We start from the raw sequence: 18,591 nt of genomic DNA on the forward strand, positions 1-18,591 counted from the left end.
GCCATGATTGCTATTTCTTCTCGTTTACAACGTATCAAGCCTTCACCGAGCTCCATGGCTGGGGCACGCGCCAGAGAACTCCGGGCCCAAGGGCGTGACATCGTCGGCCTGACTGCTGGTGAACCTGACTTCGATACGCCCCAGCACATCCAGGAGGCCGCCTGGCAGGCAATGCAGCAGGGCAAGACCCGCTACACCGATGTGGGTGGCACACTTGAGTTGCGCGAGGCGATCCGCCAAAAATTCCTGCGTGAAAACGCGCTGGACTACGCCGTTAACGAGATCGTCGCCGGTACCGGGGCCAAGCAAATCGTGTTCAACGCTTTGATGTGCACGCTTGAGCCGGGCGACGAAGTCATCATTCCGGCGCCTTACTGGGTGTCGTATCCAGACATCACCTTGCTGGCCGACGGCAAGCCTGTGATGGTGACGGGTTTGCCTGAACACGGCTTCAAGCTTCAGCCTGACGATCTGGAGCAGGCGATCACCCCACGCACCCGCTGGCTGCTGCTGAACTCGCCCAACAATCCTAGTGGCGCCACCTATACCCGCGAAGAACTGGTCGCGTTGGGCGAAGTGCTCAAGCGCCATCCTCACGTTTGGGTGATGACCGATGACATCTATGAACATCTGATTTATGACGGACGAGAGTTCGTCACGATCGCCCAGGCGGTGCCCGAGCTGAAAGAACGCACGTTGACCATTAACGGCGTATCCAAATCGTATGCCATGACCGGCTGGCGCATTGGCTATGGGGCAGCACCGGCCGAGTTGTGCAAAGCCATGACCAAGCTGCAGTCGCAAAGCACCTCGAATCCGAACTCGGTGGCGCAGGCGGCGGCGGTCGCGGCCTTGAATGGCCCGCAGGACTTTATTCAGACCAGCCGTCACAGTTTTCAGACGCGACGCGATCTCGTGGTCGAAACCCTGAATCGCATCGACGGCATCCACGCGTATCGGCCGGAAGGTGCGTTCTATATTTTTGCCGCGTGCGATGCGCTGTTTGGCCTAAAGACGCCCGATGGGCACGTCATTAAGAGTAGTGACGATTGGGTGATGCATTTGCTCGATTCGGAAAATCTCGCGGTACTGCAAGGCAGTGCTTACGGGATTCCGTCGCACTTCCGTTTGTCCTTTGCCGCAAGCGAAGAGCAATTGCTGCAAGGGTGCAGCCGTGTCGCGCGGGCACGTGCTTCGCTTTCGTAGTGTTAATTGGATTACACGCGGTTGATCAATAACCGCATTGATAGTTGATAGCCAGGGGATTACATGAAAACAAAACGTAGACTGCCGCGTATCAAAGGACTCGTGGCAGCACTGTCCATGGTGACGGTAAACGCGTTCGCAGCGGACTTTCCCAGCCAGCCTTTACACATTCTGATTGGCTTTTCACCGGGTGGCTCTAATGACCTGGTTGCTCGCTTGATCGCACCCGAACTCAGTAAAGAACTGGGCCAGCAGATTGTTATCGAGAACAAGCCCGGCGCCAATGGCAACATCGCCGCGGATGCGTTGCTAAAGGCTACGCCCGATGGGCACACTCTGTTGATCTGCACGTCAGGGTTCATGTCGGTCCAGCCGTATTTGTATCCCAGTCTGCGGGTCAAGCCGGCAACGGACATTTTGCCCGTGACCCTGATTGGAATGACCCCGTATCTCGCGTTGGTGAATGCCAGCGTGCCGGTTAATTCCATGCAAGAGTTGATCGACTATGCCAAGAAACATCCCGGTGAATTGAGCTATGCATCCTCTGGTGTCGGCGCGGCGGGGCATTTGGTTGGCGAGGCCGTGCAGCATCTGGCGGGTGTCGAGTTTCTGCATATCCCCTACAAGGGCACGGGCCAGGCGCTGGCCGATCTGGTGTCGGGTGAAGTCAAAATGATTTTTGACCAACCCATCAGTTCTTATCAGTACGTGAAAAGCGGACAATTGCGCGCCTTGGCGGCGGTCAATCCCAAACGTCTGGCCGCTTTCCCGGATATCCCCTCCATATCGGAATCATCATCGCTGCCCAACTTTGATTTAGTCCCCTGGACGGGTTTGTGTGCGCCCAAGGGCACGCCCCAGGAAGCCATCGACAAGGTGCAGCAGGCCGTAACCAAAGTCCTGGCCAAACCCGAGATTGCCAAGCGTTTGAGCGGTGACGGGGTGGAACTCGTGGGGAATACGTCGGCTGAATTCGCTACCTTCCTGCAAGAGGATCGTGCACGCTGGAAGCGTGCTGCGGAAAACGCAGGTATTCCTCCGACTTGACCGGGGCTGGGTAAGGGCAGGATGGCACGGTTCGTTACAGCGCGATACCACGAACGCACATTGCCGCTCGGCATGTGGCGCACCTGCCTATAAAATCGTGGGCATGAAACCACGATACTCCTTGCCCGTACTTTCCCTCGCGCTCTGGGCGGGCGCTGCCTATGCGGCAGAGCCCGCGCCAGGCGCGACGGCCGACTCCTCTGCAGATTTCGCGCAATGCCTGTCGCAACTGCGCGGGCAGGCCATCAAGCAAGGCGTATCGGCCAGCACGTTCGATACCTACACCCAGGGGCTCGAGCCCGACCTGAGCATCCTACCTTTGCTGGACGCACAGCCCGAGTTCAAAACGCCGATCTGGGATTATCTCGCCGCGTTGGTCGACAACGAACGTGTCGCCGATGGCAAGCTCGCCATGCAGCAATGGCAATCTGAGCTGACCCGGGCGCAATCGCAGTTTGGCGTAGACCCCGCCACCGTCGTCGCGGTGTGGGGCGTAGAAAGTAATTTCGGCAAAAATCTCGGCGGCCGTCCCTTGTTGACGTCCTTGTCGACTCTCTCGTGCATGGGACGGCGACAAACCTACTTTCGTGGCGAGTTCTTTGCCACGCTGAAAATCATCCAGCAAGATCACTTGGGTCCCGAACGGCTGAATGGCTCTTGGGCCGGCGCGTTTGGTCAAACCCAGTTCATGCCCTCGACGTATATGCGACTCGCGGTGGATTTCGATGGTGACGGGCGTCGTGATCTCGTGGACAGTGTGCCCGACGCATTGGGATCCACGGCCAACTTTCTCAAGCGCGCCGGGTGGAAAGCCGATCTGCCTTGGGGCTTCGAAGTCCGCCTGCCTGATGGCATGAATACCGAGGGTGCAGGACGTCGCAACAAGCAAGCCATGTCGGCCTGGGCGGCAAAAGGCGTCACCCGGGCCGATGGCAGTCCATTGCCCTCGGGCAACACGCAAGTCGGGCTGCTGTTGCCGGCGGGCGCCTCGGGCCCGGCCTTTTTGGTGACCCGTAATTTCGATGCGCTGTACTCGTACAACGCGGCCGAGAGTTATGGCTTGGCGATTGCCCACTTGTCAGATCGTTTGCGTGGTGGTGGACCTTTTGTCCAGGCTTGGCCTACCGATGATCCGGGTATCTCGCGCGCCGAGCGACGAGAATTGCAGTCGTTGTTGATTGCGCGCGGGTTCGACATCGGTGAGCCCGACGGCATCATAGGCTCGCGCACCCGCAAAGCCCTGCAAGACATCCAGCGCGAGGCGGGATTCCCGGAAAATGGCCGCGCTGGAATGAAGTCCTTGCAGTGGCTGCGGCAGAACACCTCGGCGCAACCCGTCACTGCGACGAGACCTGCCCCTCAGCAGTAACGCGTCAGGGTCAGGCGCCTGCCGCGTTCCAACTGATAGACAAGGACACCGTCTCAGTGTCGCCAGGCGCCACCGTAAGCGCATCGTCCAGTACGCGCGCGGTTTCGATGCAGACCATGCGCAGCCATTCGTCATCGGCCATATCGCTCAAGTGTGCGGCTTTCGTAGGGCCAGGGTTCCACACGACCGTCGATCGCGAGTCGGGCGATTGCAAACGGATATGGCGTTGCCAACCCGGATCCTGCAGGGTGACGGGGGCCGTGGTGTCCAGGTAGATCCTGTCGGTTTCACCGTTCAGCGTGACGGGGCCGCGCTGCTGATGCGGCGTCCAGTCTTGCGTCGTATCCAGATATTGGCGACCCTCCAGTCCCTGGAGGGTGACATGGCGACTGTCAGACACGGCCAAATAGGTATGCAGCGCCAGGGCCGTCGTCAGTGGGGCCTGCCCCTGATTATGAACCGCCAGGCTCAGTTCGATGCGCTTGCCGAATCGCATCCGCAGCGTTAACTGCGCGTGATGTGCCCAGCCTGCGGCATAGTCGCGCGGGGCCGTGAAAGCAAAGAGCAGTTCAACCGATTCGGGTTCGACGCGTTGTTCCGTCAACGCCCAGTCGGCCTGACGCACCCAGCCGTGTGACGACGCTTTGCCTTGTGCCTGTACGCTATCGCGCACAGATGCCGGATTGCGTTCGTAAACCCCAAACCACGGCCAACAAATGGGGATTCCCCCGCGCACCGGTGCGCCGCGCTTGAACTCCGCCTGCTCGGACAGCCAGACAAGCGGGCGGCCGCCGTTCGGGGTGTAGCTCAGCAATTGTGCCCCCTGTTGGGCGATGAGGGCGCTGCCGTAGGGCGTGCTGATGCGCCAGCCTGAGAGCGCGCCGATCGCGCTGGGTTCGATGCGTGAGTGCAGAGTCATGAGCCATGCCTGGAAAAAATGTCATGCTAACTGGCGTTGCGAGTGATTCACAAGCCTGCGTTGACGAAAGCAGAGGCATGTGCTGAGCGTGCACTTTTACGTTTCTTGTTTTTTTAGCTCCAAGATGGCTTGACCTCCATGCAAGATGTCTGTTTGCACCGCAATGCGGGCAGCCTGACCATCACGTTGACGCATCGCGCGCAGTAGCGCGTAGTGGCCGTCGATCATGTCGCGGCCGCCTTGTACATAAGATTGGGCGATGAGTGGACCCATCTTAAGCCAGAGGCGCTCCAAGATGTCCAACAGAACGGGCATATTGGCAATATGGCAGTATTCGAAATGAAAGCGCTGGTTCAGTCCGATCGCGCTGTTCACGTCGCCCGCTTCCAGGGCTCGCTCATTCTCGGCAATCAACGCCTCGATGCGAGCGACGTCCTCGTCCGTCGCCGTGATCGCCGCGCGGGCCGCGGCCATCCCCTCGAGCTCAAGGCGGATATCGCGAATTTCGAGGTATTGCGCAAGGCTGACTTTTGCCACACCGATGTCACGAGCACTGCGCATGACCAGTGCACCGTCCTGCACCAGTCTCAAAATAGCGTCACGTACCGGCGTGACACTCGTGCCAAGTTCGGCGGCGAGTTCACGAATGCGAAGCCGGTCTCCCGGTTTGAGCTTGCCTTCGATTAGGGCGGTGGCTATCTGGGTATAAACCCGGTCTCCCATGCTTTCGTACTGCACTGTGGAAAAACGGGACTCATCGATTTCAGGCTCAGGCGTCATTGATTCTATTAGGTCTGTTGTGGATAGAGGCTAAATATGATGCATCAAGACGGATAGTCTCCGTGAGAGGGCTGCTCGCTGGGCGCAAATTATCCAAGAGGTCAACCCGCTATTTTGTACTGGCCATTGTATGTTTTCATAGGCAGATGCGTCCACTGCAGGGAGCGCTCTATACGGCCATTCAAGGGAATGTACTAATACGAAGTTTTTCCTCGGATATTTATAATGCATCAAACATCAAAATTCGAGGTTGTGTGGTGGTATTTCAGGGCGCTGCAGGGAAACGAGTTTCGGAAGATGTGGGTACGTTGTTTACGACTTCGCCGCCGCTGATCCTATTGGCGGACGCCGAGCGGGTGGCCCGCGCCTGTTTTCCTGGCAGTGTGGCCTGCGCGCCCCTGACCGGCGAACGCGATGTCAATTTTCGAGTGACGCGGGTTGACGGCTCGGTTCTGACGCTCAAATTCATCAATTCGGCGGAGCAATTGGCCGAGACCGAGATGCAGGTCGCGGTACTCAAGCATTTGCAGGGCGCCATGTCCGTGCAGGCCTCTCATCACCAGACTGTCGATACGGCAGGCTTGGCAGCCTTGTCGGATGCGCAGGTCGGCCAAACGGATACGGGTTCAACAAGAGACTGGATTCAATACATTCCCTTGTCCGGCGGCGAACCAATACGTGTGCGTGCTTACGGTTATCTGCAAGGGGCTCCCGGTACGGGTCTGAAGGCGGATCCGCGCGCCTGGACGGCGGTTGGCCGTGCCGCGGCCGCACTGAACCGAGAGTTGTTGCAGTTTGATCACCCCGCCGCACATCGAAAATTTCTCTGGGATGCCTGCCAGGTCCTGGACTTACAGCCGCTCTTGGGCGCCGTGGAAAGCGATACCGAACGGCAGATGATTGCCGAGTTTTTGACGCTGTTCGAGCGTCAGGTGGTGCCAGTCCTGGATTCGCTGCCCAAACAAGTCATTCATAACGATCTGTCACCTAGCAATATTCTGATCGATAGCGATGGCTTGGACTTAGTCGGGATCCTTGACTTTGGTGACATGGTGTACGCCCCACGTATTGCCGAGGTCGCTATCGCGGCGTCTTATTTGATGACGTATTCATCCGATCCGCTGACGGTGCTGGCATGTGTGCTGGATGGTTATACCGAAGTCTTGCCCCTGACTTCGATAGAACGTCTGCACGTGCTGGACCTGGTCCTTGCACGCCTGGCGCAGCGCATGGTCATTACCTCATGGCGGGCCGCGCGCTTTCCGGACAATCGAGCTTACATCCTGCGTAGTCATGCCACCGCGACGGCCTTGTTCAATCATCTGTACGCAGATTGGAAAACCGCGCAGATATCGCGATAACGACATGTGTCCTGCGCACCGCTTTGCATTGAATTTTTCACATTCTGAACGACGAGGTATTTCCTATGTCTTCAACTCCTAATGCGGCTGCCGATGTTTCCGACTTGCTGGCGCGTCGTCGGGTGTTAGGTCCGGCCTATCGTTTGTTTTACGACGAGCCTGTTCATCCGGTACGCGGTGAAGATGTCTGGCTGTTTGATGCTGCCGGCAAGCGGTATCTGGACGCCTACAACAACGTGCCTGTGGTGGGGCATGCCAATCCTGCTGTCGTCGACGCCCTGGCACGTCAGGCATCGGTACTCAATACGCATACCCGATATCTGCACGAAGGCGTGGTCGAGTATGCAGAACGCTTACTGGAACATTTCCCCTCAGCACTCGATACCGTGATGTTCACTTGCACGGGGAGCGAGGCCAACGATCTGGCGCTGCGCATTGCATTCGAAGCCACCGGTCGTCGAGGAATCATCGTCACGCGTAACGCCTACCATGGTGTAACGCAGGCCCTGGCCGATGTATCTCCCTCTTTGCGGCCCGTTGCCGCGCATGTGCGCACCATTGAAGCCCCTTGTAAATTGGTCGGCACACCCGATCAGGTGGCTGCGCAATTCGCGGCGCTCGTGGATGAGGCCGCGCGCGATCTGGCTCGGGCAGGTACGCCCGTCGCGGCTTTGATGGTGGATACGGTATTTGCCAGCGATGGCATTTACATCGGTGTTGATGACGTGCTGTCCCGTGCCGCCGCTCAAGTGCGTCAACACGGCGGAATATTCATTGCGGACGAAGTGCAGGGTGGCTTTAGCCGCATCGGCCACCATTGGTGGGCCTTCGGGCGCGACAACGTGGTGCCCGACATGGTGTCGTTAGGCAAGCCGATGGGCAATGGGCATCCCATGGCAGGCCTCGTCCTGCAGGCGCCGTTAGTCGAAGCCTTTGGCAAGAACTGTCGTTACTTCAACACGTTTGGTGGTAATACCGTTTCCGCGGCGGTGGGCCTGGCCGTTTTGAATGAACTCGAGCGGATGGATGCACCCGCACAGGTTGCACGCGTTGGCCAAGTGATGGCGCAGGGCTTGTCGCATTTGGCTCAAACCGCTCCTTGCATTGGCACCGTGCGAGGGCAGGGGTTGTATTGGGGAGTGGATATTCGTGATCCCGACGGAAATGCCTCTCGCCATGCGCGACTTGCTCAGGCCATTTCGAATGGGCTGCGCCAGGAAGGCGTATTGATTGGTGTGTCTGGCCGCCAGGGGAATGCGCTGAAGATTCGACCCCCTCTGACTTTTCAGGTGGAGCATGTGGACCTCCTCCTGTCCGCCTTGGCCCGGCAGTGCCAGGCTGTCTTGACTTCCGTTTTGTGAATACCGGACGTCAGTCCTGTTTTCTAATCGATTTTTCGCAAGGAATAGCCATGCGTATCTCCCTGTTGTTCAGACAATCCTTACTCAATGTCCTGCTGGCGAGCGCCAGTCTGATGGCTCTGGCTGCCAGCCCTGTTCAGGCGCAAGTGCGCGGCGGCACGCTGAATGTGATATTGAATCCAGAGCCGCCCGTTCTGATGGTGGGTATTAACCAGCAAACGCCTACACAGATTGTGGGCGGGAAAATCTACGAAGGTCTGTTGACCTATGATTTTGATCTGAATCCTCAACCCAGTCTGGCCAAATCCTGGTCGGTTTCTCCTGATGGTCTGACCTATACCTTTGAGCTGCAAGAAGGCGTGACCTGGCATGACGGCAAGCCCTTCACGGCGGACGACGTCCTGTTTTCGCTCAAGGAGTACTTGCCCGAAGTACACGCCCGCGCGCGCAACAACCTAAGCCACGTCAGCAGTATCGAAGCCACCAGTCCGAGCACGATTGTCATCAAGCTCAAGGAACCCTACGCGCCGTTCATCAACGCGTTCGAGATGTCGTCGGCGCCGATGGTGCCTGCCCACCTCTATCGTGGAACGGACTTTCGCACTAACCCGGCCAACCAGACGCCCATTGGTACGGGGCCCTTCAAGTTCAAGGAATGGCAACGCGGTCGCTATGTCTTGCTGGAGCGCAATGACAAATACTGGCGTCCCAATCTTCCTTATCTGGACAAGATCTACTTTCAGGTGATTCCCGATGCCAATTCGCGATTGGTGGCATTGGAGAATGGTTCGGTGCAGGTCGCCAGCTTTGGCGACATTGATTTTGCCTTCCTGCCACAGGTCAGAGCGAATCCCGAGCTCGAGGTCACGACCAAGGGCTATGAGTTTGCAGGTCCGCATGCCGCGATCGAACTGAACCATCGTGTCAAGCCGCTGGATGATGTGCGGTTCCGCCAAGCTATTCAATATGCGATCGATCGTAAGTTCATCGCGGAACGTATCTTCTTTGGCGCAGCCCGTCCAGCGACGGGGCCGGTCTCTTCGGTCACGCGATTCTATGATCCCAACCTGCCCAAGTATGACTACGATCCCAAAAAAGCGATCGCGCTGTTGGATGAAATGGGTTTGAAGCCCGATGCCAACGGCAAACGTGCCAGTATCAAGTTGTTGGGTCTGCCGTACGGCGATACTTGGACCAAGGTGTCCGAATACGTGAAGAATGCCTTGTCCAAGGTAGGCGTTGATGTCGTACTAGAGAACACCGATGCGGGAAGTTGGGCACGTCGCTTCTCGAACTGGGAGTTCGACTCGGTGGTGGAGTACCTATATCAGTACTCCGATCCTGCCTTGGGCGTGGACCGTACTTATTTGTCCACCAATATTCACCAAGGCGGCTATGGTACCAACGTGTCGGGCTACGTCAACAAGGATGTTGACGCGACACTACGTGCAGCCGAACTCGAGAACGATCCCGCCAAGCGCAAGCAGTTGTACTCGCAAGCCTATACCCAGGTCGCCAACGACGCCCCGACGGCTTGGTTGGTCGAACTGGCTTTCCCGACGATTACCAATAAAAAGGTCAAAAACGTGACGACCTCGGCAATTGGTGTCGCGGAAAGCTTTGCCACGACCTATATCGAAAAATGAGGATAGTGTGATGAGGCTACTGCGATCTTTTTTCTCCGTGCTGGGCAAGTCGATCACGGTGCTGATCGCAGTTGCCATCATCAACTTTGCGTTGGTGCGGATGACGCCTGGGGATCCGGTCAGTGTATTGGCCGGTGAGGCGGGCGTTTCGGATCAAAAATTCGTCGAACAATTGCGCAAAGAGTTCAAACTAGACCAGCCTGTGTGGGTGCAATTGGCTAGTTATCTGAAGTCGATTGCTCAGCTAGACCTGGGGTATAGCTATCGCCAGCAACAACCGGTTTGGGATTTGATTGCAGATCGGTTGCCCGCCACGTTGGTTCTGGCTATTCCTGCTTTCGTCATCTCCCTATTGGGAGGAATCCTGCTGGGAGCGTTGGCGAGCCGCCATCGAAACTCGGTGTGGGATTCCCTCATTACGGCAGGCTCGATGGCATTCTATGCAACACCCATCTTCTGGGTAGGACTGCTGCTGGTGTTGTTGTTCTCCGTCACATTGGGGTGGCTGCCGCCGTTTGGCTACGAGAAGATGGGATCCGATCTGACCGGTCTGGCGCGTATCAAGGACATTGCCGTGCATGCCTTGTTGCCTGTGGTGACCTTGGCAGGATTCAATCTGGCGGTGTATGCACGGATGACGCGCGCTTCCATGAACGAGGTTCAGGGAGCTGACTTTGTAAAAACTGCCTGGGCAAAGGGGTTGGGTGCGGGCCGTGTGGTCTGGGTCCATCAGTTGCGTAACGCGGTGCTACCGGTGATTACGCTGGCAGGTATGCAGGCCGGTCAATTAATCGGCGGGTCGGTGCTGGTCGAGACCGTCTTCGCTTGGCCGGGCATTGGCCGACTGGCCTTCGATGCATTGCTCCAACGCGATTATCAGGTTCTGTTGGGCGTGTTCTTTTGCACTTCGGTTGTCGTGGTTGTCTTTAATTTGTTGACCGACTTGGTGTATCGCCTTGTGGATCCTCGTATGCAGAGTCAGGTATGAATCAATTTACGAAACGATTCGTCAAGAACGCCGGAGCCCTATGGGGCCTGGGTATTCTCGTTATCATCGTCGTGATGGCTATCACGGCAAATTGGGTCTATCCGGGAAACCCTTGGGACCCCACCGTCGCGCCATTTCTCAAGCCATTTCAAGACAGTCAGGCGTGGCTTGGCTCGGACTCGTTAGGCCGTGATATCGCTGCGGGTATTGTCCACGGAGCGCGTGCCTCGCTGGAGGTAGGCATCGTGGCGACGCTGGTTGCCGTGATTATCGGCCTGGTGGTTGGCGTGCCCGCAGGATTCTTGGGCGGACGCTGCGACGGCCTGTTGATGCGTTTCACAGAAATTTTTCAGACGATCCCCAGTTTCTTTTTCGCCATCGTGTTGGTCGCCATTTTCCAACCTTCTTTTGGCTCAGTGATTACGGCCGTGGCGCTGGTCAGTTGGCCGCCGATTGCGCGTCTGGTTCGCGCTGAATTCATGCGGGTCAAGTCCAGCGAATTCGTCGAGGCTGCACGGGTGCAAGGGTTTTCTCGGTGGCACATAGTCTTTCAGGAAATTTTGCCGAACTGCATCTCTCCACTGATTGTCATGGCGTCCTTGATGATCGCCAATGCCATCTTGCTTGAGAGCGCCATTAGTTTTCTGAGTCTGGGTGATCCCAATCTCATGACGTGGGGATATATGGTGGGGAACTCCCGCACGTTCCTGCGTCTGGCTTGGTGGATGTGTCTATTTCCAGGGCTCGCTATTTTTGTGACGGTGCTGGCGGTCAACCTGTTAGGCGAGGGGTTGAATGATGCGCTCAACCCGCGTTTGCATCGAAAAGGCTGAGGTCATGACGGCATTACTGGATATCAAGAACCTGTCTGTCGCCTTGCCGACGGGAGGCGATCGTGCGCTCGCCGTGGATGATGTCAGCCTGACGTTGAATCGCAACGAGATCGTCTGCGTGGTCGGTGAATCCGGCTCGGGTAAGTCCACGTTGGCACATGCCGTGCTGGGTTTGTTGCCGCGCGGTCTGAATGTCGCGAACGGAAAAATTCTGTTCGATGATCAGGATCTGGTCAATTTGCCTTTGGCTGGACTGCGTAAGATTCGTGGCAAGCGTATTGCCATGGTCTTTCAGGAGCCGCTGAGTGCCCTTAACCCATTGATGCGTTGTGGACAACAGATCGACGAGGTATTGCGTGCTCACGGTGTGGACGCGTCTCGCTCGATCAATGAGCGGGTTGGCGATCTGTTGGTATCGGTGGGTTTGCCGGATCATCAGCGTATTGCCGATTCGTATCCGTACCAACTGTCGGGTGGCCAGCGTCAACGTGTGATGATCGCGATGGCGTTGGCGCTAGAGCCGGAAGTCCTCATCGCTGACGAGCCTACGACGGCATTGGATGTCACCACACAAGCTCAGATTTTGGCACTAGTCCGAGACATTCAGCAGCGTAAAGGCTTGGCCGTCCTGTTCATTACGCATGACTTCGGCGTGGTGTCCGAGATCGCGAATCGTATTGTGGTCATGAAAGGAGGCCGTGTCGTTGAATGCGGCTCGGCCGAGCAGGTACTGCAACAGCCCCAGGCTGAATACACCAAAGGCTTGTTGGCCGCTGTACCGTCTTTTACACCGCCGCTGTCTTCGGGGGTTGAACAGACGACGCCTTTGATTTCGGTAAGCAGCCTGAAAAAGACATACGTGCGCAAGGCCAAGTTGTTTGGATCGGCTCAGACATTTCCTGCCGTGCAGGACGTAAGCTTTGACGTTCGTCGCGGAGAAATCGTCGGATTGGTCGGAGAGTCCGGATCGGGTAAATCTACCATTGGCCGTATTCTTGCCGGCCTGGTTGATGCCGATGCCGGCAAGGTCATGTTGAAGTCCAAGAATATCCTGGCGCCCGGCGCCTTCGACGACGCCGGCACACGTCGATCCGTGCAGATGATTTTTCAGGATCCCTACGGCTCGCTTAATCCTCGTCATACCGTGGCCAGAATTCTTACTGGAGGTATGCGGCTTAGCGGGATGACGCAGGACGCCGCGATGGCGCGTGCACGTGAACTGATGCGTTTGGTGCAGTTGGATGCTTCTGCACTGGATCGGTATCCTCATGAGTTTTCTGGTGGGCAACGTCAGCGCTTAGGCTTCGCTCGTGCGATCGCCGTCCGACCCGAGTTCATCGTGGCCGACGAGCCGGTATCCGCGTTGGATGTGTCCGTGCAAGATCAAGTGCTGGAGATGCTCAAGGATCTCAGGCGAGAGCTTCAGCTATCCATGCTTTTTATTACTCACGATTTGCGTGTAGCCGCGCAGTTGTGCGAGCGCATCATCGTGCTGAAACACGGTCAGATCGTTGAGCAAGGGCCTGCCGCCAGGATTTTGCAAGATCCAGCGCATGCCTACACGCGTCAGTTGATCGACGCGGTGCCCGGGCGCCACTGGAAGTAAATCGATTTTACCTACCAAACACAAAGGGTTGTGCTATGAAAGCGTACATCTCCCCTACGCACGATGCAGTCTGGACAGGCAATGCCATGATTCGCGGCGTGCTCAAGCCCCATCATGATCGCGCTGAGCGCAGTATCGAAATTCTTGCTGCCCTGCGGGATGACCTGAAGTTGGATTGCATCAACGTCCAGCGGGCTGCCCAACGGCCGTCAGAAATGCTTGAAGTCCATGCCCCCGACTATCTTCAATACTTGGAGACGGCGTGGGAAGCATGGTCACAAGCACCGGATGCTTCGTTCGAGATTCGCCCTTATATCGCGGTTAATCGCTATTTTCCTGACCTCAGGACACGCACGCCGGTCGTGATGGCAGGCCATTATCTGGGAGACGGGGGCACTCCCATCGTCAAGGACGCCTGGTCCAATATGGCGGGGAGTGTGGATACGGCCATCGAGGCTGCGCAGGCCCTCATCGAGGGTGCTGAAAGCGCGTACGCTCTGTTGCGCCCGGCAGGTCACCACGCCATGCGCGATATGGGGTTGGGAGGATGTCTTATCGCCAATACGGCGATTGCGGTGCAACGCTTAAGCAGGCAACTGGGTCGCGTCGCCGTTCTCGATATTGACGTGCACCATGGAAACGGGTCGCAGCAGATTTTCTATGATCGTGATGATGTACTGACGATATCGCTACACGGTAAACCCGAGGTGTTGTTCCCATTCCTTTCCGGTTATGCCGACGAGTTGGGGACGGGAGCAGGAGAGGGCTTTAACCTGAACCTCCCTCTGGAACCCGGCACCGAGTTGAGCGTGTACCTCAAGGATTTCGACAAAGCCCTGCAACGCATTCAGGATTTTGCGCCGAACGCGCTGGTTATCGCGACAGGCTACGACACCTTTCGCCATGATCCCTTTGGCAATATATGCATCGACACGGCAGACTATCGTGTGTTGGGGGATCGCATTGCTCAACTTAAGTTGCCCACGTTGTTTGTCCAAGAAGGCGGATACAAGGTAGATACGTTGCGCAGCAATGTGTGCGCGTTACTCGAAGGCTTCTTGGGGCGCTGAACATGAAAACCTCTACGTCTTCCCGAGTGGCGCTCGTCAGTGGTGCTAGCCGAGGAATAGGGTTGGCGATCGCGCGAGAACTCCTCGAGCATGGGTGGCGCGTCAGCGCCGGAACGCGCGGGCCTATCGAGGCTCTTGCCGGCCAATCCAGCGATCGGTATCACTGGGCCCGTTTCGATGCGTTTGATCCTGCGACGGAGTCCGCCTGGGTGCAAGCCGCCAGTGCGCATTTCGGTCAGATTGATGCGATGGTGCACAACGCGGGCATTCTTAGCCGTCAGTCCGTCATTGACGCGACCTCGCAGGAATTCGATGAAATTTTCGAAGTCAATGTCAAATCGCCGATGCGCTTGACGCAATGCGCATGGCCTCACCTGAAAGCGGTGCAGAATGGCAAGGTCATTGTGGTGGCCTCGCTAGCGGGCAAACGCGTGCGCGCGGCGGAAGGAGGGTTGTATTCCATGAGCAAGGCAGCGGCGCTGATGCTTGCGCATAGCCTACGTCATGCCGGCGATGTCGACGGCATACGCTGTACCGCTGTCTGCCCAGGTTTTGTTGCGACAGATATGGCAGATGGGGTGGAGGAGGGCATCAAAGCCCAACTGACTCAGCCCAAAGAGATCGCAACAATCGTGCGGATGGCATTAGAGCTGCCTGCGTCCGCTAGCGTTGCCGAGATTCCCGTCAGTTGGAAAGTAGAGGCAGAGTACTGACTGGGCCTTTAATGAGATTAGGCCTGCTCAGTACTCTGCGGGCGGCACAACCATCAACACTGCCGCGGCATACGTTCAAGCCAGAAACCCCGGCGCGGCCATATACGCGGCCAAACGTGCAAAATTGACGTGGGCATCCTGGATACGGGGTTCACGCATCAGAAAGTTGACAGTGCCCAGGCACACATCGCCCACGACCACGGGCACATTGATAACGGATTGCAGGCCCAATCCCAAAATCGCGGTATGGTCGTCAAATGAGGTACGAATCGCGTCAGCGCCTTCGCCCACGTAGATGCGCCGCTGCACCAGCACGTGTTCGCCCCAGGGCATGCCCCGTTTCTGTTTTGAACCGCCGGGAGGATACGACACGGGGTCTGAACTATACAGTCGGATCACCGCCATATTTTCGGCATCAAAACGGTTGACGGTGCACAACGCCTGTTGCAGTACGGGGCGAGCCCAGGTATCGATGGCCGCAAAGACCGCAAGGCGGTCGAGGCCGGCAAGGGCATTGGCGACGTCTACATTGTTGCTGACGGCTCCTGCAATGCGTGCATCAAGTTCCGTCATTCCGCTTTGATTCCCAGATCGCGCACGATGGCGCTGTATTTTTTGGCATCGGCCTCCAGCGTCTTGGCAAACTCCTCAGGCGTCGTCTGCATGACCAGCACGCCCATGTCGCCCATTCGCTTCTTGACGTCAGGCAGCGCGAGAATACGGTTGATCTCCGCATTCAGGTTCGCGACCAGCGCAGGATCCATCCCCGCAGGGCCAAACGCCCCGTACCAGACTTCCATCGAATAGCCGGGTACGGTTTCGCCGACGATCGGGATTTCCGACAGCAAGGGCGAACGCGACGTCTCAGTCACGGCCAATAACTTCAGCTTGTCGGTTTGCACATGCGGCAGGGTTTGCGTGCCGGCACTGAACAGCACTTGCGTGCGATTGGCCACCGTGTCCAGCACGGCAGGCGCGCCGCCGCGATAGGGGACGTGGATCATCTTGATCCCCGTAGCCTTCTCGAGCATGGCCGCGCTCAGGTGGTTGGTCGACCCCGTGCCTGCCGATGCATAAGCGATTTCTTCCGGACGCTCTTTGGCGTAGGCAATGAACTCTTCGACGCTGTTAACTGGCAATGCCGGGTTCACCACCATGGTGTTGGTCACCAGGGCCAGTTCCGCGATAGGAGTAAAGCTTTTGACGCCATCGAACGGCATGTTGTCGTACAGCGCGTCGTTCATGGTGTGTGTGCTCATCGAGCCGATCAGCAGCGTGTAGCCGTCGGGTTTAGCGCGGGCCACCAAGGCCGAGCCGATGTTGCCGGAGGCGCCCGAGCGGTTTTCCACGATCACCGACTGACCATACGTTTTTGTCATATGTTCTGACAGCATGCGCGCCAGAATATCGGTCGAGCCGCCTGCGGCCCACGGCACGATCAGCGTGATCGGCTTCTCGGGCCACGCGGCCATCACGACAGCGGGCACGATGCCGGCTGCCAAGACAAGAGCGCGTAATGCGCTGCGAAAAGAAAATTTCATAGGAAACCCCTTGTTATGTGCGACAGGCGTCGCGATACAGAATGGTGGTCCCGCTTGGGCGGGATCCGTCGTTAATCGTCTGATGATCTAGCGTCCCGCCGCGTAACTCTGCATCCCCCGCGGATTGGCGCCCGCGCGCAACAGTCGCACGCCATTGCCCGCCGGCTCTCGAGTGCAGACACTGATGCGACCTTCGGACCAGGGCGGACCGACTTTGACGTCATGACCTGCGCTGCGCAGGGCCTCCAGCGTGCTCTCGGGCATGCGTGACTCTATGGTGATGCGATTCAGCGTCGTCGTGCGCGGCCAGAACGAACCGGGAAAATGATCAATGTGCCAAGAAGGGGCGTCGATGGCTTCCTGCAGATTCATCCCACATAAGGCATGACGCAAGAAAAACGAGACCGTCCATTGATCCTGCTGATCGCCGCCTGGCGTCCCAAATGCCATATAAGGTTGACCGTCACGCAGGGCCATGCCCGGCGATAGCGTGGTGCATGGCCGTGCACCCGGGCGCAACTGCCCGGGCAGATCGTCGTCCAGCCACGTCATCTGCAGGCGCGTCGTGATCGAGAATCCCAACCCCGGCACCGCGGGGCTGGAGGACAACCATCCGCCTGACGGCGTCGCCGCCACCATATTGCCGTCCTTGTCGATGACATCGATATGGCAGGTATCACCCACGAATAGCTCGCGTTCCAGCCACTGCTCGACGGGCGGCAGTTGCGCGAAGGTCGGCTCCCCAACCCCAAAGCGCGTATCGGCCTGTGCTAGCGCGCGCCGCGCGGCATCCAGATCCGGCAAAAGGGCAGTGCGCCCTGCCGGCGACCCCGGACGAAGCTCGCGCGAGGCCTGGTCATTAATCAGCGCGGCCCGTGCACGCGCGTAATCATCCGATAGCAGGTCCGCCAAGGGAACATCGGTCACGCGAGGGTCCCCGTACCAAGCCAAGCGATCCGCAAACGCCAGTTTTGCCGCCTCGGCAATCTTGTGCGCGAACGTGGGCGAGTCCGCTGCCAGGCCCTCTAATTGCAGGTGCCGTGCCATGGCGAGTTGCTGCAGGAATACTGGCCCCTGCGACCACACGCCGCATTTCGCCACCGTGTAATTGCCAAAGTCCACCGTCGCGGGCGTCTCATACGTGGCCTGCCAGTCCGCCATATCCTCGCGACGCAGCAGACCGGCATTGCGCTCGCCCGTGCAGTCGCGCATGGGCGTACGGTAGGCGGCATCAATGGCCTCGGCAACAAAACCGCGATACCAGATTTCCAGCGCGGCATCGATACGGGCGCGACGATCACTGCCCTTGTTGTTGGCCTCCGTGACGATGCGGGTGTACGTATCCGCGATGACAGGTGTGCGCATCAGATGCTCGGGGTGCGGCACTTTGCCATCGGGCAGCCAGACCTGGGCCGAGCTATGCCATTCCTGGCGAAACAGATCCTGCACCGCATAAATCGCCTGCACAATGCGCGGCACCAACGGGAAACCGTTGCGGGCATACTCAATCGCCGGCTGCAGCACGTCCGCCAACTCCCACGTGCCATGATCGCGCAGCAGGGTCAGCCAGGCCCCAAAAGCACCGGGTACGGTCGCGGGCAACAATCCGACGCCCGGGACCAGGTCGACACCCAACTTCCGAAAATACGCCGGCGTGGCCAACTGCGGGGCCGTGCCCTGACCGCATATCGATTGCACGCGGGGGTCATTCTCGTTCCAAAACAGAATGGGGACCTCGCCGCCTGGGCCGTTCAAATGCGGTTCGACGATTTGCAGCGTAAAGCCGCCCGCAACGGCCGCATCAAAGGCATTGCCCCCTCGCTCCAGCACGCTCATCGCGACCTGTGTGGCGAGCCAATGCGTAGACGATGCAACGCCAAACGTGCCGCGAATTTCCGGGCGAGTCGTAAAGCTGGGGGTGGACATAGACGAATACCAGAAGAGGGCGCTAAGGAGTGATCTTCAGTATAAAAGCTATGAATAACGATAATCTGCGGATTTATGATAGATGCATAACCAATTGGTTATGTAAAATGTTGGATTACTGATTACTGATTACTGATTACTGGTTACTGGTTACTGGTTACTGGTTACTGGTTGCTGATTGCCAGCTGTTCGCTGCTGACGGCTGGTAGCTGTTGCTGTTGCAGA

The 18,591-nt window shown here is 57.8% G+C and carries 16 protein-coding genes; 11 read left to right on the plus strand and 5 right to left on the minus strand.

What is annotated here, in order from left to right; translation table 11 throughout:
- The first annotated feature begins 3 nt into the window (after positions 1 to 3).
- The 3 genes from ACNAZS_RS14945 to ACNAZS_RS14955 all read left to right on the plus strand — a co-directional run bounded on the left by ACNAZS_RS14945 (position 4) and on the right by ACNAZS_RS14955 (position 3,622).
- Positions 4 to 1,206, plus strand: a complete 1,203-nt coding sequence (locus ACNAZS_RS14945; RefSeq protein ID WP_415790626.1) for a pyridoxal phosphate-dependent aminotransferase — start codon at positions 4 to 6, stop codon at positions 1,204 to 1,206.
- 63 nt (positions 1,207 to 1,269) lie between these two features.
- Positions 1,270 to 2,253: a Bug family tripartite tricarboxylate transporter substrate binding protein gene (locus tag ACNAZS_RS14950; RefSeq protein ID WP_415790628.1), complete on the plus strand. Its 984-nt coding sequence runs from the start codon at positions 1,270 to 1,272 to the stop codon at positions 2,251 to 2,253.
- 94 nt (positions 2,254 to 2,347) lie between these two features.
- Positions 2,348 to 3,622, plus strand: a complete 1,275-nt coding sequence (locus ACNAZS_RS14955; RefSeq protein ID WP_415790926.1) for a lytic murein transglycosylase — start codon at positions 2,348 to 2,350, stop codon at positions 3,620 to 3,622.
- A gap of 10 nt (positions 3,623 to 3,632) precedes the next feature.
- On the opposite strand, the gene ACNAZS_RS14960 is transcribed toward ACNAZS_RS14955, so the two are convergent.
- Positions 3,633 to 4,541 (minus strand): D-hexose-6-phosphate mutarotase, encoded by a 909-nt coding sequence (locus tag ACNAZS_RS14960; protein ID WP_415790630.1) that lies wholly within the window; start codon positions 4,539 to 4,541, stop codon positions 3,633 to 3,635.
- A gap of 96 nt (positions 4,542 to 4,637) precedes the next feature.
- A complete protein-coding gene (locus ACNAZS_RS14965) occupies positions 4,638 to 5,321 on the minus strand; it encodes a GntR family transcriptional regulator (protein WP_415790632.1) in 684 nt (227 codons plus the stop codon).
- A gap of 299 nt (positions 5,322 to 5,620) precedes the next feature.
- Between ACNAZS_RS14965 and ACNAZS_RS14970 the strand changes: the two genes are divergently transcribed.
- The 8 genes from ACNAZS_RS14970 to ACNAZS_RS15005 all read left to right on the plus strand — a co-directional run bounded on the left by ACNAZS_RS14970 (position 5,621) and on the right by ACNAZS_RS15005 (position 14,899).
- On the plus strand, positions 5,621 to 6,682 hold the full coding sequence (locus ACNAZS_RS14970; protein WP_415790634.1) for a phosphotransferase: 1,062 nt from the start codon (positions 5,621 to 5,623) through the stop codon (positions 6,680 to 6,682).
- Between the two features lie 65 nt (positions 6,683 to 6,747).
- Positions 6,748 to 8,043, plus strand: coding sequence for an aspartate aminotransferase family protein (locus ACNAZS_RS14975; protein ID WP_415790636.1), 1,296 nt, complete (start codon positions 6,748 to 6,750; stop codon positions 8,041 to 8,043).
- Between the two features lie 50 nt (positions 8,044 to 8,093).
- Positions 8,094 to 9,689 (plus strand): ABC transporter substrate-binding protein, encoded by a 1,596-nt coding sequence (locus ACNAZS_RS14980; protein WP_415790638.1) that lies wholly within the window; start codon positions 8,094 to 8,096, stop codon positions 9,687 to 9,689.
- A 10-nt stretch (positions 9,690 to 9,699) separates the two neighbouring features.
- Entirely contained in the window at positions 9,700 to 10,677 is a 978-nt protein-coding gene (locus ACNAZS_RS14985; protein ID WP_415790640.1) for an ABC transporter permease, read from the plus strand.
- Positions 10,674 to 11,510, plus strand: a complete 837-nt coding sequence (locus ACNAZS_RS14990; RefSeq protein WP_415790642.1) for an ABC transporter permease — start codon at positions 10,674 to 10,676, stop codon at positions 11,508 to 11,510. Before ACNAZS_RS14985 ends, ACNAZS_RS14990 begins: the two co-directional genes overlap by 4 nt.
- Positions 11,473 to 13,116 (plus strand): dipeptide ABC transporter ATP-binding protein, encoded by a 1,644-nt coding sequence (locus ACNAZS_RS14995; protein WP_415790644.1) that lies wholly within the window; start codon positions 11,473 to 11,475, stop codon positions 13,114 to 13,116. Before ACNAZS_RS14990 ends, ACNAZS_RS14995 begins: the two co-directional genes overlap by 38 nt.
- Positions 13,117 to 13,151: 35 nt before the next feature.
- Complete coding sequence (locus tag ACNAZS_RS15000; RefSeq protein WP_415790646.1) at positions 13,152 to 14,186, plus strand: histone deacetylase family protein; 1,035 nt, start codon at positions 13,152 to 13,154, stop codon at positions 14,184 to 14,186.
- Between the two features lie 2 nt (positions 14,187 to 14,188).
- Entirely contained in the window at positions 14,189 to 14,899 is a 711-nt protein-coding gene (locus ACNAZS_RS15005; protein WP_415790648.1) for an SDR family NAD(P)-dependent oxidoreductase, read from the plus strand.
- Positions 14,900 to 14,974: 75 nt separating this feature from the next.
- On the opposite strand, the gene ACNAZS_RS15010 is transcribed toward ACNAZS_RS15005, so the two are convergent.
- From ACNAZS_RS15010 to ACNAZS_RS15020, 3 genes are all read right to left on the minus strand, one after another.
- Positions 14,975 to 15,472: a GAF domain-containing protein gene (locus ACNAZS_RS15010; protein ID WP_415790650.1), complete on the minus strand. Its 498-nt coding sequence runs from the start codon at positions 15,470 to 15,472 to the stop codon at positions 14,975 to 14,977.
- On the minus strand, positions 15,469 to 16,440 hold the full coding sequence (locus ACNAZS_RS15015; protein ID WP_415790652.1) for a Bug family tripartite tricarboxylate transporter substrate binding protein: 972 nt from the start codon (positions 16,438 to 16,440) through the stop codon (positions 15,469 to 15,471). Before ACNAZS_RS15015 ends, ACNAZS_RS15010 begins: the two co-directional genes overlap by 4 nt.
- Before the next feature lie 87 nt (positions 16,441 to 16,527).
- Positions 16,528 to 18,366: a gamma-glutamyltransferase family protein gene (locus ACNAZS_RS15020; RefSeq protein ID WP_415790654.1), complete on the minus strand. Its 1,839-nt coding sequence runs from the start codon at positions 18,364 to 18,366 to the stop codon at positions 16,528 to 16,530.
- Positions 18,367 to 18,591 lie beyond the last annotated feature (225 nt).

This window comes from Bordetella tumulicola (assembly GCF_965138755.1).
Classification (GTDB): domain Bacteria; phylum Pseudomonadota; class Gammaproteobacteria; order Burkholderiales; family Burkholderiaceae_B; genus Bordetella_A; species Bordetella_A tumulicola.